19 protein-coding genes are annotated in these 21,721 nt (G+C 52.8%); 13 read left to right on the plus strand and 6 right to left on the minus strand.

Translation table 11 applies throughout. The annotated features are described in order from the left end of the window. The first annotated feature begins 200 nt into the window (after positions 1-200). Together ompR and envZ are read left to right on the plus strand one after the other, a co-directional pair. On the plus strand, positions 201-920 hold the full coding sequence (gene ompR / locus OGY15_RS12590) for an osmolarity response regulator transcription factor OmpR (RefSeq protein ID WP_001157751.1): 720 nt from the start codon (positions 201-203) through the stop codon (positions 918-920). Continuing rightward, complete coding sequence (gene envZ, locus OGY15_RS12595) at positions 917-2,269, plus strand: two-component system sensor histidine kinase EnvZ (protein WP_151216861.1); 1,353 nt, start codon at positions 917-919, stop codon at positions 2,267-2,269. Before ompR ends, envZ begins: the two co-directional genes overlap by 4 nt. Positions 2,270-2,356: 87 nt before the next feature. On the opposite strand, the gene pckA is transcribed toward envZ, so the two are convergent. Beyond that, a complete protein-coding gene (gene pckA, locus OGY15_RS12600) occupies positions 2,357-3,979 on the minus strand; it encodes a phosphoenolpyruvate carboxykinase (ATP) (protein ID WP_151216860.1) in 1,623 nt (540 codons plus the stop codon). Between the two features lie 378 nt (positions 3,980-4,357). Here pckA and OGY15_RS12605 point away from each other — a divergent pair, with 378 nt between their 5' ends. Continuing rightward, entirely contained in the window at positions 4,358-6,076 is a 1,719-nt protein-coding gene (locus OGY15_RS12605; protein WP_286539419.1) for a DUF4153 domain-containing protein, read from the plus strand. Between the two features lie 87 nt (positions 6,077-6,163). Here the strand turns inward: OGY15_RS12605 and hslO are convergent, their stop codons facing one another. The 4 genes from hslO to igaA form a co-directional block, all read right to left on the minus strand. Further along, a complete protein-coding gene (hslO, locus tag OGY15_RS12610) occupies positions 6,164-7,042 on the minus strand; it encodes an Hsp33 family molecular chaperone HslO (protein ID WP_151216858.1) in 879 nt (292 codons plus the stop codon). Between the two features lie 24 nt (positions 7,043-7,066). After that, positions 7,067-7,468, minus strand: a complete 402-nt coding sequence (gene hslR / locus OGY15_RS12615; protein WP_151216857.1) for a ribosome-associated heat shock protein Hsp15 — start codon at positions 7,466-7,468, stop codon at positions 7,067-7,069. 10 nt (positions 7,469-7,478) lie between these two features. Then, on the minus strand, positions 7,479-8,147 hold the full coding sequence (gene yrfG, locus OGY15_RS12620) for a GMP/IMP nucleotidase (RefSeq protein ID WP_187253796.1): 669 nt from the start codon (positions 8,145-8,147) through the stop codon (positions 7,479-7,481). Between the two features lie 62 nt (positions 8,148-8,209). Next, positions 8,210-10,345, minus strand: coding sequence for an intracellular growth attenuator protein IgaA (gene igaA, locus OGY15_RS12625; RefSeq protein ID WP_187253795.1), 2,136 nt, complete (start codon positions 10,343-10,345; stop codon positions 8,210-8,212). A gap of 322 nt (positions 10,346-10,667) precedes the next feature. Here igaA and nudE point away from each other — a divergent pair, with 322 nt between their 5' ends. Further along, positions 10,668-11,228: an ADP compounds hydrolase NudE gene (gene nudE, locus OGY15_RS12630; RefSeq protein WP_016154795.1), complete on the plus strand. Its 561-nt coding sequence runs from the start codon at positions 10,668-10,670 to the stop codon at positions 11,226-11,228. A gap of 87 nt (positions 11,229-11,315) precedes the next feature. On the opposite strand, the gene mrcA is transcribed toward nudE, so the two are convergent. Beyond that, positions 11,316-13,868, minus strand: a complete 2,553-nt coding sequence (mrcA, locus tag OGY15_RS12635; RefSeq protein WP_187253794.1) for a peptidoglycan glycosyltransferase/peptidoglycan DD-transpeptidase MrcA — start codon at positions 13,866-13,868, stop codon at positions 11,316-11,318. Between the two features lie 120 nt (positions 13,869-13,988). On the opposite strand from mrcA, the gene OGY15_RS12640 reads away from it, so the two are divergent. The 9 genes from OGY15_RS12640 (at position 13,989) to dam (ending at position 21,711) form a co-directional block, all read left to right on the plus strand. After that, on the plus strand, positions 13,989-14,768 hold the full coding sequence (locus OGY15_RS12640) for a type IV pilus biogenesis protein PilM (protein WP_151216854.1): 780 nt from the start codon (positions 13,989-13,991) through the stop codon (positions 14,766-14,768). Further along, positions 14,768-15,307, plus strand: a complete 540-nt coding sequence (locus tag OGY15_RS12645) for a PilN domain-containing protein (protein WP_286539427.1) — start codon at positions 14,768-14,770, stop codon at positions 15,305-15,307. The genes OGY15_RS12640 and OGY15_RS12645 overlap by 1 nt, the downstream gene beginning before the upstream one ends. Further along, the gene (locus OGY15_RS12650) at positions 15,291-15,746 is read left to right on the plus strand and encodes a HofO family protein (RefSeq protein WP_151216852.1); all 456 of its coding nucleotides are present in this window, start codon (positions 15,291-15,293) and stop codon (positions 15,744-15,746) included. The genes OGY15_RS12645 and OGY15_RS12650 overlap by 17 nt, the downstream gene beginning before the upstream one ends. Then, positions 15,736-16,149 (plus strand): HofP DNA utilization family protein, encoded by a 414-nt coding sequence (locus OGY15_RS12655; RefSeq protein ID WP_187253790.1) that lies wholly within the window; start codon positions 15,736-15,738, stop codon positions 16,147-16,149. The genes OGY15_RS12650 and OGY15_RS12655 overlap by 11 nt, the downstream gene beginning before the upstream one ends. Further along, the gene (gene hofQ / locus OGY15_RS12660; RefSeq protein ID WP_151216850.1) at positions 16,052-17,299 is read left to right on the plus strand and encodes a DNA uptake porin HofQ; all 1,248 of its coding nucleotides are present in this window, start codon (positions 16,052-16,054) and stop codon (positions 17,297-17,299) included. Before OGY15_RS12655 ends, hofQ begins: the two co-directional genes overlap by 98 nt. 404 nt (positions 17,300-17,703) lie before the next feature. After that, positions 17,704-18,225 (plus strand): shikimate kinase AroK, encoded by a 522-nt coding sequence (gene aroK / locus OGY15_RS12665; protein ID WP_003023552.1) that lies wholly within the window; start codon positions 17,704-17,706, stop codon positions 18,223-18,225. A 57-nt stretch (positions 18,226-18,282) separates the two neighbouring features. Then, a complete protein-coding gene (aroB, locus tag OGY15_RS12670; RefSeq protein WP_151216849.1) occupies positions 18,283-19,371 on the plus strand; it encodes a 3-dehydroquinate synthase in 1,089 nt (362 codons plus the stop codon). Between the two features lie 96 nt (positions 19,372-19,467). Continuing rightward, complete coding sequence (gene damX / locus OGY15_RS12675) at positions 19,468-20,757, plus strand: cell division protein DamX (protein ID WP_151216848.1); 1,290 nt, start codon at positions 19,468-19,470, stop codon at positions 20,755-20,757. Positions 20,758-20,874: 117 nt separating this feature from the next. Further along, positions 20,875-21,711, plus strand: coding sequence for an adenine-specific DNA-methyltransferase (dam, locus tag OGY15_RS12680; RefSeq protein ID WP_151216847.1), 837 nt, complete (start codon positions 20,875-20,877; stop codon positions 21,709-21,711). Positions 21,712-21,721: the final 10 nt, after the last annotated feature.

Below are 21,721 nucleotides of genomic sequence, written 5' to 3' on the forward strand. Positions count from 1 at the left end.
GATGATGCGCACAATTAGTATTACGTGAGCATATCAACAGAATAAATAATGTATTGCGAGAAACATTGTATACTTAAGCTGCTGTTTAATATGCTTTGTAACAATTTAGCCTGGAATTAATACCAGAATTCGCTGGTGACTCACGTGAGCTTTCTTAAGAATATACACTTAATTGTTGCGAACCTTTGGGAGTAATAACAATGCAAGAGAACTATAAGATTCTGGTGGTCGATGACGACATGCGCTTACGTGCGCTTCTGGAGCGTTATCTGACCGAGCAGGGCTTCCAGGTTCGAAGCGTCGCAAACGCTGAGCAGATGGATCGTCTGCTGACCCGTGAGTCTTTCCACCTGATGGTGCTGGATTTAATGCTGCCGGGAGAAGATGGCCTGTCTATTTGCCGTCGCCTGCGCAGCCAAAGCAACCCGATGCCGATCATTATGGTTACGGCGAAGGGCGAAGAAGTGGACCGTATTGTAGGACTGGAAATCGGCGCTGACGATTACATTCCGAAACCGTTTAACCCGCGTGAACTGCTGGCGCGTATTCGCGCTGTACTGCGTCGTCAGGCGAACGAACTGCCGGGAGCGCCTTCCCAGGAAGAAGCGGTTATTGCGTTTGGTAAGTTCAAACTGAACCTCGGTACGCGTGAAATGTTCCGTGAAGATGAGCCTATGCCGCTCACCAGCGGTGAGTTTGCGGTGCTGAAAGCACTGGTCAGCCATCCGCGTGAGCCGCTGTCCCGCGACAAGTTAATGAACCTGGCCCGAGGTCGTGAATACTCGGCGATGGAGCGTTCCATCGACGTCCAGATTTCTCGTCTGCGTCGAATGGTGGAAGAAGATCCGGCGCATCCGCGCTATATTCAGACCGTATGGGGTCTGGGCTACGTCTTTGTTCCGGACGGTTCTAAAGCATGAGGCGAATGCGCTTCTCGCCACGAAGTTCATTTGCCCGCACGTTATTGCTTATCGTCACCTTGCTGTTTGCCAGCCTGGTGACGACCTACCTGGTAGTGCTGAACTTCGCGATTCTGCCGAGCCTCCAGCAGTTTAATAAAGTCCTGGCCTACGAAGTTCGTATGCTGATGACCGATAAACTACAGCTGGAGGACGGTACGCAACTGGTGGTGCCGCCCGCATTCCGCCGGGAAATTTATCGTGAGCTGGGTATTTCCCTCTATTCCAACGAGGCCGCTGAAGAAGCCGGGCTGCGTTGGGCGCAACACTATGAATTCTTAAGCCATCAGATGGCGCAGCAATTGGGTGGCCCGACGGAAGTGCGCGTTGAAGTAAACAAAAGCTCGCCTGTCGTGTGGCTGAAAACCTGGCTGTCGCCCAATATCTGGGTTCGCGTACCGCTTACGGAAATCCATCAGGGTGATTTCTCACCGCTATTCCGCTATACGCTGGCGATTATGCTGCTGGCTATTGGCGGGGCGTGGCTGTTCATTCGTATTCAGAACCGACCGTTGGTGGATCTTGAACATGCTGCGCTGCAGGTGGGGAAAGGTATCATTCCACCGCCGTTGCGCGAGTATGGCGCCTCAGAGGTGCGCTCCGTAACCCGAGCCTTTAACCATATGGCCGCAGGTGTGAAGCAACTGGCCGATGACCGTACGCTGTTAATGGCGGGTGTGAGCCACGATTTACGTACTCCGCTGACGCGTATTCGTCTGGCGACGGAGATGATGGGCGAAGAGGACGGTTATCTCGCGGAGTCCATCAATAAGGACATTGAAGAGTGTAATGCCATTATCGAGCAGTTTATCGATTACCTGCGCACTGGTCAGGAGATGCCGATGGAGATGGCGGATCTGAACTCGGTGTTAGGCGAAGTGGTCGCGGCGGAAAGCGGTTATGAACGTGAAATCGAAACGGCGCTGCAGCCGGGCAGCATTCAGGTGAAAATGCACCCGCTGTCGATCAAGCGTGCGGTTGCCAATATGGTGGTTAACGCCGCCCGCTACGGCAACGGCTGGATTAAGGTCAGTAGCGGTACGGAGACGCATCGCGCCTGGTTCCAGGTGGAAGATGATGGCCCGGGCATCAAGCCGGAGCAGCGTAAACATCTGTTCCAGCCATTTGTCCGTGGTGACAGTGCGCGTAGTACCAGCGGCACGGGGCTGGGTCTGGCGATTGTGCAACGTATTGTCGATAACCATAATGGCATGCTGGAGATTGGCACCAGTGAACGGGGCGGGTTGTCAATTCGCGCCTGGCTTCCGGTTCCTTTCACTCGCGCGCAGGGTATCTCGAAAGACGTATAAGAAAGGGAGGCGAAATGCCTCCCTTTTTGTTGCGGTAGGCCGGATATGTGGCAACCACCATCCGACACTTTTTGTTACAGCTTCTTGTTACAGCTTCGGTCCGGCGCTAACCAGTGCTTCACCCGCAGGGGTGTCGGTGTATTTCTCGAAGTTTTCGATAAACAGTTTCGCCAGCGCGTTGGCTTTTTCTTGCCATTGTTCCGGAGACGCGTAGGTATTACGCGGATCGAGAATGCGCGTATCCACGCCAGGCAGCTCGGTCGGGATAGCGAGGTCAAACATCGGCAGACGGAACGTTTCCGCATCATCCAGCGAGCCGTTCAGAATGGCATCGATAATCGCGCGAGTATCTTTGATAGAGATACGCTTACCAGTACCGTTCCAGCCAGTGTTAACCAGATATGCCTGCGCACCTGCCGCTTGCATGCGTTTTACCAGTACTTCTGCGTACTGTGTTGGGTGCAGCGACAGGAAAGCTGCGCCAAAGCAGGCGGAGAAGGTTGGGGTGGGTTCGGTGACGCCACGTTCGGTACCGGCCAGTTTGGCGGTGAAGCCAGACAGGAAGTGGTACTGGGTTTGGTCCGCCGTCAGGCGAGAAACCGGTGGCAGTACGCCAAACGCATCGGCGGTCAGAAAGATTACTTTAGTGGCATGACCCGCTTTTGAGACCGGCTTAACGATATTATCGATGTGATAAATCGGGTAGGACACACGGGTGTTTTCGGTCTTGGAACCGTCGTCGAAGTCGATGGAACCATCTTCTCGCACGGTGACGTTTTCCAGTAGTGCGTCACGACGGATCGCGTTGTAAATTTCCGGCTCGGCGTCTTTAGACAGCTTGATGGTCTTCGCGTAGCAACCGCCTTCAAAGTTAAACACGCCGTCGTCATCCCAGCCGTGTTCGTCATCGCCAATCAGGCGGCGTTTCGGGTCGGTGGACAGTGTGGTTTTACCGGTGCCGGACAGGCCAAAGAAGACCGCCACATCACCTTTTTCCCCGACGTTTGCCGAGCAGTGCATGGAGGCAATGCCTTGCAGCGGCAGCAGGTAGTTCATTACGGAGAACATCCCTTTCTTCATTTCGCCGCCGTACCAGGTGCCGCCAATCAGCTGAATACGCTCAGTCAGGTTGAAAGCCACGAAGTTTTCAGAGTTCAGACCCTGCTCTTTCCATTGTGGGTTGGTGCACTTAGCGCCGTTCATCACGATGAAATCCGGTTTGAAATCAACCAGCTCTTCGTCGCTTGGGCGGATGAACATGTTTTTGACAAAATGCGCCTGCCAGGCCACTTCGGTAATGAAGCGTACGGAAAGACGGGTATCGGCGTTAGCGCCGCAGAATGCATCAATGATAAACAGGCGCTTGCCGGAAAGCTGCTGGGTGACTAATCCTTTCAGATGCTGCCAGGTTTCCGGGGAGAGCGGTTTGTTGTCGTTCTTACCTTTACCTTTGTCGGACCACCAGAGCGTGTCGCGCGTAGTGTCGTCACGGACAATGTACTTATCCTTTGGCGAACGTCCGGTAAAGATACCGGTATCAACGGCAACGGCGCCCAGGTTCGTTAACACGCCACGCTCATAACCTTGCAGGGAAGGATCGAGTTCCTCCTGGAAAAGTGTGTCGTAGTCTGGATTGTAAACGATATCCTGAACGTCATTGATACCATAAGCCTTGAGATCTTGCGGGGTTAAACTGTTGTTCACACGCATTTCACTGCTCCTTAGCCAATATGTATTACCTGGAATAGTAAGGTTTTTTAGGGATTGCTAACCGCGACAAGGCTCATAGATTTACGCATCCGGGAAAATCACGGGTAACCGAATACGCTGCGACTCCTGTCACAAAGAGGCGGATATTATGGCAGGAAACCCTTTTTTGTTGTGGAAAATGTTCTTAAAACGTTAATGAAGAGTGTTTTTGGCGGGAATCTTGTGAGTGTAATCGCATTCACGTAAGAAAATAACGTAACTCATACATAAACAATATCGATTCACTTCCCGTCGTTTTAGTCTGAAATTAGCCTGCCAATGCTCAAAATTGTGAAGTTGATGCGATAATTACCTTTTCTCTTCATTCTGGATGACGACATGGATAGTGTTGAACTTTCACGTACCACTCGCTGGGGCATGATATCAATTGGCCTGTTACAGGGAATGTTGTGCTACCTGCTGATAACCTTTCTGGCGCCGCATAACGACGGCTGGTTGTTTTGTGGCATGCCCGCGACGATTGCTTTCTCCTCGGCGCTTTTACTCACCGTTGTCTCGTTCAAACAACGTGCGCTGTGGTACTGGATGGCGTTGATTTTTGTGGCGGTGCTGGCGATGAGCGTCTGGCTGAAGTGGCAAGTTGAGGGTGGAGATAAGTGGCGGCAGCAGGAAACCTTTTTTCTCTACGGCTGGCGCTTGTTGTTGATGGCAATGCTGGCGTTGCCGTGGATTCAGTACTCGCTTCGCGCGTCCCGCCAGCAGACGCGCTATGCGCAATTTTATACGCAATTGTGGCTTAACGCGTTGACGCTGCTGATTGTGTTCATTTCCAACGGGTTGTTCTGGATGGTGCTCCTGCTGTGGAGCGAGATGTTTAAACTCGTCGGCATTACCTTTTTTGAAACGCTTTTTTTTGATACCGACTGGTTTGCCTACATCGTATTAGGCCTGATTACCGCGTTGGCGGTCGTACTGGCGCGTACGCAGTCGCGTCTGGTTGCGGCGGTACAAAAGCTGCTGACGTTAATCGCCACGGGTTTGCTACCTCTGATAGCGCTACTCGCGCTGATGTTTATGCTGACTTTGCCTTTCACCGGGCTGGAGGCTATTTCGCAGCGGGTTTCAGCGGCGGGGCTGATGTCAACGCTGACGTTTAGCCTGCTGCTGCTCATGGCCATGGTGCGCGAGCCACAAAAGGAAGCTCTACCTTATCCTGGCGCGTTACGCTATCTCATCAAATGTGCTCTGGCTGTCGCACCTATCTATACGCTGATTGCCGGCTGGTCACTGTGGGTGCGAATTCAGCAGTACGGTTGGACCCCTGAGCGTCTGCATGGCGTATTGGTGGTCTGCGTACTGTTGGTCTGGTCGTTTGGCTATCTGGTGAGCATTTTACGCCGGGGACGCAACCCACTTCAGATTCAGGGAAAGGTCATTCTCGGCGTTTCGTTACTGGCATTAGGGTTACTGGTTCTGCTCACGTCGCCAGTGATTGATGCCTGGCGCATTAGCGTCAACAGCCATATGGAGCGCTACTACAGCGGGAAAATCAAAGCAGATCAGGTTAGCCTGTATATGTTGAATCGCAGCGGGAAGCCGGGGCGTGCGGCGCTGGAAGCGTTACAAAAAGATGAGGCATTCAATAAGGATAGCAAGCGTAAACGTGACTTAAACGCCATTCTTCAGGAGGATCGCGATCCTGTTCAGAACCTGACTACCACTCAGTTAGCGCCGAAAGTCATGATCGCACCGGGGAGCAAGAAACCCGATGATACCTTCTGGACGTTTATCAAAGGACAACGCTATCGTATTACTTCCTGCGTTGAACAGGACGCATGCGTGCTGGTCGATCAGGACCTCAATGCGGATGGTCAACCTGAGCAGGTGCTGTATGCCTTTGGCGATGGCGAAACACTGGTCTTCGGCAGGAAGGAGGATAAATGGGTTCTCATCGCGTCCGCTCAGCTACCAGAAGGGTTCAATAAAGATAAATTGCTCAAGGCGGTGGCGAATCATCAACTGGATTCAGCTCCCAGAGTCTGGCGGGATATCACTATTGATGGCACCCGGTTACCGATGAATTATTACAACGAGTGAGCTTGTTGCGGATAGGTTTTTTGCCGGGTGGCGAGGCGTACGTCTTATCCGGCCTACAACCGTTTACCTGTAGGCCGGATAAGAAGATTAATGTACCTGCGGGTCTGCCGGGGAGGCGTTGCTGCGGATCTCAGCAATGTCCATGGCGTTAAACAGATAGTGGCTACCGCAGTAATCGCAGTGCATATCAATCTCGCCTTCTTCCGCCAGAATGCTGTCTACTTCTTCGTCCGGTAGCGTTTTCAGTGCGCCAGCGCAGCGTTCGCGTGAGCAGGTGCATTTGAACTCAACGTCCTGCGGATCGTAGAGGGTAACCTCTTCTTCGTGGTACAAGCGCCACAGCACTTCGTTGGCCGGCAGTGTCAACAGCTCTTCAGTTTTGATGGTTTCGGTCAGGGCGGTCAGGTGATCGAAATCATCGGTCTGTGCGTTTTGCGCCGGCATGACCTGCAGCAGCATTCCGCCAGCCGCGGGTTTGCCATCGACGTCGCCAGTGCGGATAAACAGACGCGTTGGCAGCTGTTCAGAACGCATGAAGTAGTCTTCCAGGCAGGCAGCCAGCGTGTCACCTTCCAGACCGACCACGCCCTGATAGCGCTCGCCTTCTTCCGGGGTTATGGTGATCACCAGGTAGCCATTACCCACCAGCGTTTTCAGATCTGCGTCTTCAGGGATATCGCCCTGCATGCGGGCCACGCCGCGCATTTGTTGGTTGTTGTTGCCGTTAATGACGGCCAGGCTCAGCGGACCGTCGCCCTGCAGCTGTACAGTGATATCACCAGCAAACTTCAGCGTGGCGGTAAGCAGGCTGGTGGCGACCAGCAGCTCGGCCAGCACGTTTTTGACTGGCTGCGGATAAGTATGGTTTTCGAGGATCTGTTGCAGGGTTTCCGAAACGGTCACCAGCTCGCCGCGCACGGCAAAGTTTTCAAACAGATAACGATGTAATTGGTCATGTTGCGGCATAATCATCTCTCTTGCAGGTGACAGTCACTCGCTGTCGCCATGTTTAAATCGTAACAGGTCGCGGCGCTCTTTCTTGTCCGGTCGCCTGTCCGGGTGCGGCATGGTTAACGCGTTAAGTTTACGCGCCAGTGCCACTTTTTCGCGTTTTTCCACGCTTTCCGCGGTTTCTTCATACAGCGTAACGGCTTCCGTGGCCGGGCGACGCTGCTCGGTAATAGCCTTGATAATGACCGTTCGTTCGTCATTTCCCTGGCGCAGGGTGAGGGTGGCGTTCAGCTCGACAATCTTGCTCGGCTTGCTGCGTTGGCCGTTGTAATGCACCTTACCGCCTTCAACCATTTCGCGGGCTAGCGCACGCGTTTTGTAAAAGCGAGCAGCCCACAGCCATTTATCCAGCCTGACTTCAACAGGGGGCTTTTCTTTCATGGCGTCTCCTTCACATCAGTGAGGGGATCAGTCGGCGGTAGTCATTCAGTGACGGGTGGCGTGCATACTGTTTTTCCGCAATGCCAGAATCGGGATTGGTTACGCCGAGGCAGTAACGAATACCGTACAGAGCAGCGGCATCGAGAATGGGTTCGCTGTCGTCAATAAACAGCGTCTTCTCTGCACTCATTCCCGTTTCTTCAGCCACAGCGTGCCATAACCGCTGATCCTCTTTGGGATAACCAAATGTGTGGGTGGAAAGTAATAAATCAAGGTGTGAGGCCAGACCGGTGTGCTCCAGCTTCACCGCCAGGTTATGCGGATGCGCGTTGGTGAGCAAAATACGACGCTTGCCGCTGGCTTTTAAGGCATCAAGAAACGGTACGGTATCTTCACGTAAAACGGCGCGTGGTCCCTGTTCCGTTGTCATCGCGCAAATATCCAGATCCAGGCATTCGCTCCAGTAATCCAGGCAATACCAGTTCAGCGTATGCTGCACGGCGTGATACTGCTGACGAATATAGGTCTGGGCTTCCTGGGGAGAGATACCCTGCTTCGCGCCATAGGTTTCAGGCACCAGTTTTTGCCAGAAATAGTTATCGAATGCCAGGTCGAGCAACGTGCCGTCCATATCTAACAACACGGTGTCGACATCCTGCCAGGCAATATTGATCTGCATGGAAACTCCCCAGAAGAAAACATGATGCGCGACAGAGTAGCATATCCTGTCGCGCGAGCGTGTTATCGAATCAGGCTTTCCGTGTCGTCAATCAGCGTAGGATTCAGGCAGCTTTCGTAGTAGCTCTGAATTTCCGCGATGCGGGTGCGATGACGCTGGTAGCGTCTGAATGCCTGTATGCTGTTGTAGATAGCGCATCCGAGCATCGAGAACATCAGCAGCGTTGTGCCAAGGTAGCGCCATAATCCTGAACGGTCCGGGATACGATGAAGGCCAATGTGCTGGGTTCCATTGGCGTCGGTCGAAATATTGGTGACGATCCCCTCCGCACGAAACGGCGTCTGCATCAGCATCTGCGCCAGTCGCTGGAAGGCGTTCCACTGTTCCTGTGGGGGATAGTCATATAGCGAAGTCGTCGGCCACGGTTGATCGACCAGATCGCTGCCTTCGTCGCTGATAATCAGGAAACCGCCGGGCGCAGGGCTATTCAGCGCCTGGGCCGCTCGCGCTGTCTCGCGAGAAATAAACGGTGCCGTAGAGGTATTCACCAGATTATCCAACGACTCCGCGCTTACCGGACGCAGCAGCACGTTCACGCCATCCAGTTTACCTGCGTTCGCCCGTTTCACTAGCGCCGCCCAGTCTTTACTATTACCCAGGTTCACCAGCGCATTTTTTAATCGTACACATTCATCTTTGGCCGCGCAAAGATCGGCCGTTTTCAGGACTATCTCGCCAAAGTCGTCCAGTAACACCATGCCGGATTTTTGGATTGCAGAGCGTAACGATGCGCTAACACGAGAGTCATCATCCGCTTTGGGATGCAGTTGTCGGTTCACGGCCTGTGTCAGCGCGATGGCTTTATTCACCAGCTCGGATTCGGGCAGCGGTAATGCGCGCGCGTCATTCCAGATAATTTGCGTGCAATCGAAAGGCGTAAACGGTGTGGAAGGCTGAGCATTCCAGCTCCCCTGGGTATGAATGTTACACATACCCGTCCCGCTCAGTTGCAGCGTGTCACCCACACGAACGCCTGCGTTTTCAAGTTGTTTAACGCTGGTGGCTTCGATAGTTTGCGCCCCCTTCATCCAGGAAAGCGTAAGCTTTATCGGCATATCCAGCGGGATCCAAACAAGCAGCATCAGCAGTACCAGCAACGAGCCGCCTGCGATGACGGCATTGCGTAACCAGTGCTGTAACGGGAAGTTTTTGACTTCGTCATGCAGGGATAAAAAGCGTCCCTGGCGGACAACGTGGCGATCGAGATAAATATCGATATCTGTTTGCTGGCCGAGATCCTGCGCAATGTAAGGCTGCCAGTGACGTGGATAAATCAGATCAATAATGCCCAACGAGATATTATTAATTTGCTCCTGATCGTTTTCGCCAAACAGCCCCCAGCGACGCGGAGTCCCGCGCAGACAATGAATTTCCCGCAGGGCGGTTTTCGACGGCGGGGCGAAAAGTCCCCACAGACCCGCAGCCAGCAGCAGCACGGCTCCACCGACCGTCCACGGAACAAACGTATCCGGGATTATCAAACAGAAGAAGAACAACAGGAATGATGCGGCAATTAACAACGCTTCGCGCAGTCCAGACGGACGACTGAGCGCATATTCTTCATGAGTTTCCTGGCGAATATTCAGCAGTTCAATCTGCTCGCTTTCTTCACCACGAATGGACGCTTGGGTAGAGGCGGTGTGCTGTAGCGCATAGCCACGCGCTTCCTGCATATATTCCTGCAGCGTATGGCCGTTCAGAGAGATAACCAGCGGTATCGTATTGGTGTGGATTAGCTCAACGCTGTTTTCGTCATTGATGTATTGTTCCCAGAAGGGGGGAAGATGTACCTCAACGGAATCAAGATAGTAACGCCATTTGTTAGGATCGTCGGTGGTAATGCCGTAACGTGTAATCGCGTGCGTAAGCACGATGACGCTATTACTTTGGGCATTCAGCGTTAGCGATACTGGCGCGGAGCTGGCACCCGTTGGGCCGGGTACCTGCTGAATTTGACTAAGGCTTTCGAGATAATTTTCGACTGCACTGCGCTCTTCTGGCGTAAGTTTACGTTCTGAGGCGTCTGAGAAGACGTTGCTCAAAGGAAAATTTTTCCGCCTGGTTTTTGTTCTGAGTAGCCATCCTGCAAGCAATGAGCAGGCCAGCAAAGCAGCTAAAAAAATCAGAATGGTGCTCATGCTTTCCCCATCTTACTTAGTCTGTCAGGCGTGGTCAGTCGCACCCTGTTCAATATTCGTGATTCTGTGGTTGGCTATCGGCAAGTGTGGAGTCGAACTTGAGCATCTTTAAGTACAGCCCAGTAAATGCGAATCATAGCAAAATCACTAAAAATGGAATATCAGCAAATTCCTGGAGTTATTTCAACCTATTGACTTTTAATTTGAAATAAGGATTAACTTTTAGTACGTTACATAAATGTAAATAAACGGCAATTCACATTGCCGAAACCTTGCGGCATGTCGCACAATAACCCCAGATTTCACAGCAAAGATCCTCACAATGAGCAAATCATTACAGAAACCCACGATTTTAAAAGTGGAAACCGTCGCCCAATCCCGGCTGTTTAAAGTCGAAAGCGTGGACCTTGAGTTCAGCAATGGCGTCCGCCGCGTTTATGAACGTATGCGCCCTTCCACGCGTGAAGCGGTAATGATTGTGCCGATTGTGGACGATCACCTGATCCTCATCCGTGAATACGCGGTTGGCACCGAATCTTACGAACTGGGTTTTTCTAAGGGGTTAATTGACCCTGGCGAAAGCGTCTATGAAGCGGCAAATCGGGAACTAAAAGAAGAAGTAGGGTTTGGCGCAAAAGATCTGACGTTTTTGAAGAAACTCAGCATGGCGCCGTCCTATTTCTCCAGCAAGATGAACATTGTGGTGGCAGAGGACTTATATCCTGAATCACTGGAGGGCGATGAGCCTGAGCCATTACCGCAAGTGCGCTGGCCGCTGGCGCATTTGATGGATCTGCTGGAAGATCCTGATTTTCACGAAGCGCGTAATGTGAGTGCGCTGTTCCTCGTGCGCGAATGGCTGAAAGGGCAGGGGCGGCTTTAATTGCGATTGCCGGAACTCGGCTAACGCCTGCTCCGGCCTACAGCGAGTATGTGAATAATAAAAAAGGCGCCTAAGCGCCTTTTTTGATCAGAACAGTTCGTGCGTCTCACCATTATCGATAATGGTCGTCCCCACCTCATGCACTGCCTGCTGCGTCGGCTGAGTGCCTTCAATGAAATACTCTGCGCGGCTGTTACCACCGCTTGCCAGTTGACCGGTGCTGCGATCGATATTGACCGTCACGATGCCCGGAGGCGGCGTCAGCGGCTGCTCAGGCACACCTTCCAGCACGGATTTCATGTAGGCATCCCATGCAGGCTGCGCACTCTTCGCGCCGCCTTCGTAACCGGAGATTTGGTCTTTGATCGCCCCGGAGGCCGTTGTGTGACCAAGGTTGCGGCGATGGTCGTCAAATCCGATCCAGACCGATGTCACCACCCCCGGCCCGTAGCCGGAGAACCACGCATCTTTAGAGCTGTTGGTGGTCCCGGTTTTCCCGCCGATATCATGGCGCTGTAGATCGCGACCTGCACGCCAACCGGTTCCCATCCAGCCTGGCTCACCAAAGATATTGGTGTTCAGCGCGCTTTTAATCAGGAAGGCCAGCGGCGTGTTGATCACGTGAGGCGCATACTCCTGCGTTCCGCTTTGCGCGACCAGCGCCTGGTTAGCTTGCTCAAGCTGCGGCATTGGCACGGCGGCATTCTGCTGTTCCTGCGAGACGGCGACATCTTCTACGTTATTGTTTTCCAAAACATTAGATTTCTGGGTGTCACCATAAATCACTGGAATATCACATTCCGGGCAGGCAATTTTTGGCTTCGCCTCGAAGATCACGCCGCCCATATCGCTTTCGATCTTGCTGATGAAATACGGATCGACCAGGAAGCCGCCGTTAGACATTACCGCGTAACCGCGCGCCACCTGTAACGGCGTGAACGAGGCAGAACCCAGCGCGAGCGACTCAGTGTGCACAATGTTCTGCGCCGGGAAGCCGAAACGTTGCAGATACTCTGCCGCGTAATCCACGCCCATTGCGCGCATGGCGCGTACCATCACCACGTTTTTCGACTGGCCCAGACCCTGACGTAAGCGGATAGGACCAGCATACTGCGGCGGTGAGTTCTTCGGCTGCCAGTCAGAACCGGCACCAGCATCCCAGCGGGAGATCGGCACGTCATTGAGCATGCTCGCCAGCGTCAGACCTTTATCCATCGCGGCGGTATACAGGAAAGGTTTGATGTTAGAACCTACCTGGCGTAACGCCTGGGTGGCACGGTTAAACTTGCTTTGGTTGAAGTCAAAACCACCAACCAGTGCCAGCACCGCGCCGTTTTGCGGATTGATGGAGACCAGTGCGGAGTTGACATCCGGCACTTGCGCCAGCCACCAGGCATTGCCAACCTGGCGTACCCAGATTTGCTGCCCGGTTTGTACCACATCGGTCACTTTACGCGGCGTTGGGCCTTGCTGGGTATCCGAGCGGTAAGGACGCGCCCAACGCATGCCGTCCATCCGTAATGACACTGACGTACCATCCGCTAGCGCGGCAATGGCTTCCTGCGGATTGGCGCTGGTAACAACCGCCGGTAATAGCGGTCCATAAGTCGGCAACGCTTTCAGCGTATCGGTGATTTTTTTACTGTCCCAACTGCTTTCGCCCACTTTCCACAGCACGTTCGACGGGCCGCGGTAGCCGTGACGCATGTCATAATCCATCACGTTGTTACGTACTGCCTGCTGAGCTGCCTGCTGTACTTTACGCGTAATGGTGGTGGTAATGCGATACCCGTCTTCATAGGCTTTCTCGCCATAACGGTTATACATCTCCTGGCGCACCATCTCAGACAGATACGGTGCAGAGAAAGCGATTTCCGGCGCGTGATAGTTGGCGTCAATCGCTTCATTACGCGCCTGGTCGTACTGGGCCTGCGTGATGTAGTTTTCGCTCAACATGCGCGACAGCACGACGTTACGTCGCGCGGTTGCCCGGTCCATCGAATAGAGTGGGTTGAAGGTTGACGGCGCTTTTGGCAGACCGGCAATCACTGCAATTTCACTTAAGCTAAGCTGATCAACGGTCTTACCGAAATAGACCTGCGCGGCAGCACCCACGCCATAGGCGCGATACCCCAGGTAAATCTTGTTCAGATACAGCTCGAGGATCTCATCTTTACTCAGCAGTTGTTCAATGCGGATCGCCAGGAACACCTCTTTGATCTTACGCATCAGCGTACGTTCTGGGCTGAGGAAGAAGTTTCTCGCCAACTGTTGGGTAATGGTGCTCGCCCCTTGCGACGCGTGCCCAGAGAACAACGCGACACTGGCCGCACGGAAGATCCCCACCGGGTCTACCCCATGGTGATCATAAAAACGGCTGTCTTCTGTGGCGATAAAGGCTTTAACCATTACTGGCGGCATCTGATCCAGCGTGACCGGGATTCGACGTTTCTCGCCATATTGCGCGATCAGCTCGCCGTCAGCGCTGTAAACCTGCATCGGGATCTGTAAACGCACGTCTTTGAGCGTCGCGACGTCAGGTAATTGCGGCTCAATATAGCGATAAAGGCCATAAATCGAGCCTGCTCCCAGCAGGATGCAACATACTGCAAGGATTAATAAATACTTTACGAACTTCACTGGAGATTTCCCATTTAGTGGCATTTGGGCAGTTTATAAACAAACGCGCGGTAGTATAAAGGCAAGCCAGACGCATTGATATACCCGTTAAAGCAACGGGTGATACGGAGATCATCAGCAATGGCTTTCAATATCTGGAAAATTGGTCTGCATATTCAGCAACATGAAGCGCTGGCAGTCGCCGCTGTTCGCGACGCATCCGGTTGGTTTCTACAACGCTGGTGGCGCATACCGCTGACGCCTCAGGTTATCGTCGATGGCCACATTCGCGAGCCTGAACAGCTTGTCGCTGCGCTACTGCCGTGGAGCCGTGAGCTTCCTCGCCGACACCATATTCATCTTTCCTTTCCCGCCAACAGGACTTTACAAAAAAAGTACCCTCGTCCGGATATGACATTACGCGAGCCGGAGCAAACCGCATGGTTATCCGGTTCGATGGCGCGTGAATTGGATATGGCACCAGATGCGCTGCATTTCGATTATAGCGAAGACGCATTGAGCCCGGTGTTTAACGTCACTGCCGCGCAAAGCAAAGAGATTTCAACACTGCTGACGCTTATTCAAACGCTGAAAGTGCAGGTTACGGCGATTACCCCGGATGCCAGTGCGTTACAGCGATTTATTCCCTATTTGCCAGAACATCAACAGTGTTTGGTATGGCGTGATGACGCCCAGTGGCTGTGGGCTACCCATTCGGCATGGGGACGTAAATCAACGGGTGATATTGGCAGTATCGACGAGCTTGCCGCGACATTGTCTCTTCCCACGACAGCCATTGCGCTATGTGACCCCGACGGCTTCGATCCGTTAAGCGTGGTATCCGTGCGCCAGCCGCCCATTCCCACGCAAAGCCATCGTTTCGCCATTGCTTTGGGACTCGCTATGGGAGGCGTGTGCTAATGATAGCGACCATCAACCTCCTCCCCTGGCGCCAGACGCGACGACGCGCCTGCCTGCGTTTCTGGGGCGTTTTATTTAGCGCTTCGCTAGTGCTTAGCATTGGCGTGTTGTTGCGCTATTGCAGCGTTTTTTACATAGAAACCCGGATTGAATTGTTGCTGGCTGATGCCGAAAAGACGCGAGGCGAGGCCTTAATGGCGCTAAAGCCGCGCATGAAGCATCGCCGGCAACGATGGCTGCAGGTAAAAGAACGAAACAGGCAGCGTGAGCAGACCCGAAGCTGGCAGCTGGTTTTGCAAGGGCTAGCGGAATTACTGCCAGAGCAGGCGTGGTTTACAAAAATCACCTGGCAGCAGGAGACGCTGGAGCTGACGGGAAACACGCTGAATTTTGCGGCGCTAAAGACGCTGGAAGCGCAATTACGCCAGCCGTCGCGGTTTCAGTTGAACAGCCCAGGGGAAACGCAGCAGGATGCGCAGGGACGCTGGCAATTCCACTATCGACTAACGCGGAGCGGTGCGCATGATAACGCTCTGTGATAGCTGGTTAGCACAGTCGCCGCGCTTTCGGCTCATTTGCTGGTGTGGCTGGCTGCTGGGACTGCTTATCGCCGTCTTGCTCTGTCTTCATCCCGTCGCGCAGAAACGGGTGATGCATCAAGAGGCGCTCAACCAGCAACGTGCGGCCATTCAGACACAATGGCGAAATCTATATTTGCTGGCGACATCATCAGAAGCTCCTGAAGAGCCGCTGATTCCGTTCTCTCCGCTGCTGTTTCAGACTCTGCACACACGTCTTCTCCACTGGCAGCCCTCCGCTCAGGGTGGAGAGATGACGCTCAAGCCAGCCTGGGATGCCATCCCGCTGATGTTTGTCCAACTGGCGGAGCAGGGAATGAACGTTAGCCAATTTTCTCTCAGCCAGGAAGGAGCTGAATTGCTGCTAACGCTACAACTGGAGCGCCTGAATGACGGTTAAACGCTGGTTGTTGGCATGCGTAAGCGTACTGGTGCTCACCGGTATGCGTAATCCCTTCCTGCCGCCGGAAGACCACTGCCAAATTGCTGAACTGTCAGCATGGCGTTTTCAGGGAATGGTGAGCCAGGACACACGACCCATCGGCATCGTGCAGGATAACCAACACAAATGGCGGCGAGTGGAGCGAAATGAGGTACTGAAAAACGGTTGGAAAGTGGCACAGATAACAGCTCAGAGCATAACCCTCGACATAGGGAAAAACTGCGAGCCACCACAGTGGCAGTGGCAACGACAAGGAGCGGTAAATGAAGCGAAGGATGGCGTGGATAGTGATAATGGTAATGGTCGTGATTCCCAGCGTGCTGGCGGGGAAATCACAAAACGTGACGCTGGTGGTCGATGAAGTGCCGGTTGTGCAGGTATTGCAGGCATTAGCTGAACAAGAACAGAAAAACCTGGTGGTTTCACCGGATGTTAGCGGTGTGCTGTCACTGCATCTGACGAATGTGCCCTGGAAGCAGGCATTGCAAACGGTAGTGAAAAGCGCCGGGCTGGTATTACGCCAGGAGGGCAATATTCTGCATGTGCATTCTGTTCAATGGCAGAGTGAAAATGCGGCCCGCCAGGAAAATGAGCAGGCACGGACTCAGGCCAGTTTACCACTGGAACATCGCAGCATCATTTTGCACTATGCCGATGCATCCGAGCTGGCCAAGGCCGGAGAAAAGCTGCTTAGCGCCAAAGGCAGCATGACGGTGGATAAACGAACCAACCGTTTACTGCTGCGTGATAATCGCGTTGCGCTTAACGCACTGGAAAAGTGGGTGGCGCAAATGGATCTGCCGGTTGCACAGGTTGAGCTGGCGGCGCATATCGTCACAATTAATGAAAAAAGTTTGCGTGAGCTGGGGGTTAAGTGGTCGCTGGCTGACGCACAGCAACTCGGTACGGTGGGTAATGTTACAACGCTTGCCAGCGATCTCTCTGTCGCCACCGCTACAACCCGTGTAGGATTTAACATTGGCCGCATTAACGGTCGTTTACTCGAACTGGAACTGTCTGCGCTGGAGCAAAAACAGCAGTTGGATATCATCGCCAGTCCACGTTTACTGGCTTCTCACCTGCAACCTGCCAGTATTAAGCAGGGTAGCGAAATCCCATATCAGGTCTCCAGCGGTGAAAGCGGCGCGACATCCGTCGAGTTTAAAGAAGCTGTATTGGGGATGGAGGTAACGCCTACCGTGTTGCAGAAAGGACGAATCAGGCTGAAACTGCATATCAGCCAGAATGTTCCCGGGCAGGTGTTACAACAGGCGGATGGCGAAGTTCTGGCTATAGATAAGCAGGAAATTGAAACGCAGGTCGAGGTAAAAAGCGGCGAAACGATTGCCCTGGGCGGGATTTTTTCACACAAAAATAAATCCGCTGCCGACAGCGTGCCGCTGTTAGGCGATATTCCCTGGCTTGGCTCTCTCTTTCGCCATGATGGAAAAGAAGACGAACGGCGCGAATTAGTGGTGTTTATTACGCCCAGACTGGTTTTAACGGAATAACTTATGCATGAAAAGCCGTTGTTTTTGCACTGAACACGTTTCAGGGATTTGACGTGCGGGAGTATTTAGCATACAAGGAGTACCGATTTGAGCGTCGGTACTTTTCTTTACTTATGCGGCAATGAATACGCTTTGCCTTTCCGGTGGTGTGTCATAGGCTTATTTCGTGTCATTTGGCTGCGCGATACGTCGCCAGGTCTGATGTTTGCAGGGTAGCATGCCTGCCACGACCAGAAATGCGTAAGGTTTGGTGATTTATTCAGTTGCCAAACCCGCTTGAGTATTGAGATAATTTTCAGTCTGACTCTCGCAATATCTTATGAGGTTTCAGTTCATGTCCTGCTGCGCTGGGTGTCTGCGAAGCGGGTTTACCATTAACGAATAGTCTTAGTAGTACCGAAAAAATGGCAGAGAAACGCAATATCTTTCTGGTTGGGCCTATGGGTGCCGGAAAAAGCACTATTGGGCGCCAGTTAGCTCAACAACTCAATATGGAATTTTACGATTCTGATCAAGAGATTGAGAAACGAACCGGAGCTGATGTGGGCTGGGTCTTCGATGTAGAAGGTGAAGACGGCTTCCGTGATCGCGAAGAAAAAGTCATCAACGAGTTGACGGAAAAACAGGGTATTGTGCTGGCAACTGGCGGTGGCTCTGTAAAATCACGTGAAACACGTAACCGTCTCTCCGCGCGTGGCGTCGTGGTCTATCTTGAAACGACAATTGAAAAACAACTTGCGCGTACTCAACGTGACAAGAAACGCCCGCTGCTGCAGGTAGAATCACCGCCTCGTGAAGTTCTGGAAGCGTTGGCTGACGAACGTAATCCTTTGTATGAAGAGATTGCTGACGTGACCATTCGCACCGACGATCAGAGCGCAAAAGTCGTAGCAAACCAGATTATTCATATGTTGGAAAGCAACTAATTCTGGCTGAATACACACTCGTCTGCGGGTACAAGTAACTAAGGTGGATGTCGCGTAATGGAGAGGATCACAGTCACTCTCGGGGAACGTAGTTACCCTATCACCATCGCGGCTGGTTTGTTTAATGAGCCAGCTTCATTCTTACCGCTGAAATCGGGCGATCAGGTTATGTTGGTGACCAACGAAACCCTGGCTCCCCTTTATCTCGATAAGGTTCGCGGCGTACTTGAACAGGCGGGTGTTAACGTTGATAGCGTTATCCTCCCCGATGGCGAGCAGTATAAAAGCCTGACGGTTCTGGATACGGTTTTCACTGCGTTACTGCAAAAACCACATGGTCGTGATACCACGTTAGTCGCACTTGGCGGCGGCGTGATTGGCGATCTGACCGGTTTTGCGGCTGCCAGCTATCAGCGCGGTGTTCGTTTTATTCAAGTCCCAACAACCCTGTTGTCGCAGGTCGACTCTTCCGTTGGCGGCAAAACCGCCGTAAACCATCCCCTCGGTAAAAACATGATTGGCGCGTTTTACCAACCGGCCTCTGTGGTGGTGGATCTCGATTGTCTGAAAACGCTTCCTGCGCGTGAGCTGGCATCGGGCCTGGCGGAAGTGATCAAATACGGCATCATTCTTGACGGTAAGTTTTTCAACTGGCTGGAAGACAATCTGGATGCGTTGTTGCGCCTGGACGGTCCGGCAATGGCGTACTGTATTCGTCGTTGTTGTGAGCTGAAAGCAGAAGTTGTTGCAGCAGACGAGCGAGAAATGGGCTTACGTGCTTTACTGAATCTGGGGCATACGTTTGGCCATGCAATTGAAGCTGAAATGGGTTATGGCAATTGGTTACATGGTGAAGCAGTCGCAGCAGGTATGGTAATGGCTGCCCGTACCTCGGAACGCCTGGGTCAGTTTACCTGTGCTGATACGCAGCGCATCATAACGCTGCTGCAACGCGCGGGTTTACCGGTTAATGGGCCGCGTGAGATGTCTACCGAGGCTTATCTGCCGCACATGCTGCGAGATAAAAAAGTGTTAGCGGGAGAGATTCGTTTAGTGCTTCCGCAGGCTATAGGGAAGAGTGAAGTGCGCGGCGGAGTGTCGCACGAGGTGGTTCTTAACGCTATTGCTGATTGCCAGCTGGCGTAACAACAAGAAAGGTCTGGCTTACGTTGCGAAACGTAGGTCTTTTAGCTTCAGGTTATGTGCAAAGTCGTAAGCATTAACCTTTGAGTGGGGTGTTAAATGGATGAATTCAAACCAGAAGACGAGCTGAAACCCGATCCCAGCGATCGTCGTACTGGTCGTTCTCGTCAATCGTCTGAACGCGATAATGAGCCGCAAATCAATTTTGATGATGTTGATCTGGATGCTGACGATCGCCGTCCTGCGCGCGCACGTAAAGAGCGTGAAGAAGAGCGGGACATTGAAGAAGAGTATGAATCTGAAGACGATAACGTGGATGAAGAGCGTGTAGAACGCCGTCCGCGCAAGCGTAAGAAAGCCGCCAGTAAGCCTGCCTCACGTCAGTATATGATGATGGGGGTCGGTGTTCTGGTGCTCCTGCTGCTGATTATCGGTATCGGTTCTGCGCTGAAAGCCCCCTCATCATCTTCTTCCAATGAGCAGGCAGCATCTGGTGAGAAGAGCATCGACCTTTCTGGCAGCAATGCAACGGATCAGGCGAGTACGACTACGCCTGCAGCGGGCGCTGAGCAAACTGCGGGCAATACCCAGCAGGATGTTTCCCTGCCACCGATTTCCTCCACGCCGACTCAAGGTCAGACACCTGCGGCAACCGAAGGCCAACAGCGTGTTGAAGTGCAGGGCGATCTGAACAACGCTTTGACGCAACCGCAGGGTCAGGAGCAGGTTAATAATGTTGTAGTTAACTCTACGCTGCCGACCGAACCTGCGACCGTAGCTCCCGTTCGTAATGGTAATGCTGCGCGCCAGACTGCGAAAACGGAAACGACTGAACGTCCTGCTGCTACGCGCCAGGAACGTAAACAGGCTGTTATTGAGCCGAAGAGCAAGCCGCAAACCACGGTGAAAACAACGCCGGCAGAGCCGAAACCTGTTGTTCAGGCAAAACCAACCGCAACTGCACCGACGACCACAACTAAAGCGCCAGTGGTAACCGCTACGCCGAAAGCAACCGCGGCGACGACGCCAGCCCAGACTGCAACGCCTGCGCCAACCGCGACGGCAACAACGTCAACACCTGTTGCTGGCGGAGCGAAAAGTGCTGGAAATGTCGGCGCGTTAAAAGCTGCGCCGTCCAGCCATTACACGCTGCAGCTCAGCAGTTCTTCTAACTACGACAACCTGAACGGTTGGGCGAAGAAAGAAAACCTGAAGAACTACGTGGTGTACCAGACGACGCGTAACGGTCAACCGTGGTATGTTCTGGTGACGGGCGTTTATGCCTCTAAAGAAGATGCGAAACGTGCAGTGTCTACGTTACCCGCCGATATTCAGGCGAAAAACCCGTGGGCAAAACCGCTGCACCAGGTTCAGGCCGATTTGAAGTAAGATAGGATATGTTCTGCAATGGTTTGCTGTTTCGCCCAATTGCGGGACAAAGACTAAAGCGCAGGATGCTGTCGGAGCTTTCTCCACAGCCGGAGAAGGTGTAATTAGTTAGTCAGCATGAAAAAAAATCGCGCTTTTTTGAAATGGGCAGGGGGGAAATATCCCCTGCTTGATGATATCAAACGGCATTTACCTCAGGGTGAGTGCCTGATTGAACCCTTCGTGGGTGCCGGGTCGGTGTTTCTCAACACCGACTTTTCTCGTTATATTCTTGCCGATATCAACAGCGACCTCATCAGTCTCTATAACATCGTGAAGACGCGTACCGATGAGTATGTGCAGGCTTCACGCGAGCTGTTTATGCCTGAAACCAATCAGGCTGAGGTGTACTATCGGTTCAGAGAAGAATTTAATGCCAGCCAGGATCCGTTCCGCCGTGCAGTGCTGTTCTTGTATCTGAACCGCTTTGGTTACAACGGATTATGCCGTTACAACCTGCGCGGCGAGTTTAACGTACCGTTTGGTCGTTATAAAAAACCTTACTTCCCGGAAGCCGAGTTGTACCATTTTGCTGAAAAAGCGCAGAATGCGGAGTTCCATTGCCTCTCTTATGAAGAGTGTATGGATCGAGCAGACAGTAACTCTGTGGTCTATTGTGACCCGCCTTATGCACCACTTTCGGCGACGGCAAATTTCACCGCGTATCATACCAATAGCTTTAGCCCGAAAGAGCAGGCGCATCTGGCCCAGATGGCAGAAAAGCTGGTCAGTAAGCAGATCCCGGTGTTAATTTCGAATCATGACACGCCCGATACCCGTGAATGGTACAGCGCGGCGAAACATTTTCAGGTCAAAGTGCGGCGCAGCATTAGCAGCAATGGCGGCACGCGTAAAAAGGTGAATGAACTGCTGGCACTGTATAAACCAGGAGTTGTAACGCCTGCGAAGAAATAATTCTCAAGGA

It is taken from the genome of Citrobacter sp. Cu231 (genome assembly GCF_030332265.1).
In the GTDB taxonomy this organism is placed as follows: Bacteria; Pseudomonadota; Gammaproteobacteria; order Enterobacterales; family Enterobacteriaceae; genus Citrobacter; species Citrobacter meridianamericanus.

What these genes read in the sequence shown, in the direction of transcription:
- ompR (WP_001157751.1), top strand. Translation starts at nt 201, where the DNA reads ATGCAAGAGAACTATAAGATTCTGGTGGTCGATGACGACATGCGCTTA.
- envZ (WP_151216861.1), top strand. Translation starts at nt 917, where the DNA reads ATGAGGCGAATGCGCTTCTCGCCACGAAGTTCATTTGCCCGCACGTTA.
- pckA (WP_151216860.1), bottom strand. Translation starts at nt 3,979, where the DNA reads ATGCGTGTGAACAACAGTTTAACCCCGCAAGATCTCAAGGCTTATGGT.
- OGY15_RS12605 (WP_286539419.1), top strand. Translation starts at nt 4,358, where the DNA reads ATGGATAGTGTTGAACTTTCACGTACCACTCGCTGGGGCATGATATCA.
- hslO (WP_151216858.1), bottom strand. Translation starts at nt 7,042, where the DNA reads ATGCCGCAACATGACCAATTACATCGTTATCTGTTTGAAAACTTTGCC.
- hslR (WP_151216857.1), bottom strand. Translation starts at nt 7,468, where the DNA reads ATGAAAGAAAAGCCCCCTGTTGAAGTCAGGCTGGATAAATGGCTGTGG.
- yrfG (WP_187253796.1), bottom strand. Translation starts at nt 8,147, where the DNA reads ATGCAGATCAATATTGCCTGGCAGGATGTCGACACCGTGTTGTTAGAT.
- igaA (WP_187253795.1), bottom strand. Translation starts at nt 10,345, where the DNA reads ATGAGCACCATTCTGATTTTTTTAGCTGCTTTGCTGGCCTGCTCATTG.
- nudE (WP_016154795.1), top strand. Translation starts at nt 10,668, where the DNA reads ATGAGCAAATCATTACAGAAACCCACGATTTTAAAAGTGGAAACCGTC.
- OGY15_RS12640 (WP_151216854.1), top strand. Translation starts at nt 13,989, where the DNA reads ATGGCTTTCAATATCTGGAAAATTGGTCTGCATATTCAGCAACATGAA.
- OGY15_RS12645 (WP_286539427.1), top strand. Translation starts at nt 14,768, where the DNA reads ATGATAGCGACCATCAACCTCCTCCCCTGGCGCCAGACGCGACGACGC.
- OGY15_RS12650 (WP_151216852.1), top strand. Translation starts at nt 15,291, where the DNA reads ATGATAACGCTCTGTGATAGCTGGTTAGCACAGTCGCCGCGCTTTCGG.
- OGY15_RS12655 (WP_187253790.1), top strand. Translation starts at nt 15,736, where the DNA reads ATGACGGTTAAACGCTGGTTGTTGGCATGCGTAAGCGTACTGGTGCTC.
- hofQ (WP_151216850.1), top strand. Translation starts at nt 16,052, where the DNA reads ATGAAGCGAAGGATGGCGTGGATAGTGATAATGGTAATGGTCGTGATT.
- aroK (WP_003023552.1), top strand. Translation starts at nt 17,704, where the DNA reads ATGGCAGAGAAACGCAATATCTTTCTGGTTGGGCCTATGGGTGCCGGA.
- aroB (WP_151216849.1), top strand. Translation starts at nt 18,283, where the DNA reads ATGGAGAGGATCACAGTCACTCTCGGGGAACGTAGTTACCCTATCACC.
- damX (WP_151216848.1), top strand. Translation starts at nt 19,468, where the DNA reads ATGGATGAATTCAAACCAGAAGACGAGCTGAAACCCGATCCCAGCGAT.
- dam (WP_151216847.1), top strand. Translation starts at nt 20,875, where the DNA reads ATGAAAAAAAATCGCGCTTTTTTGAAATGGGCAGGGGGGAAATATCCC.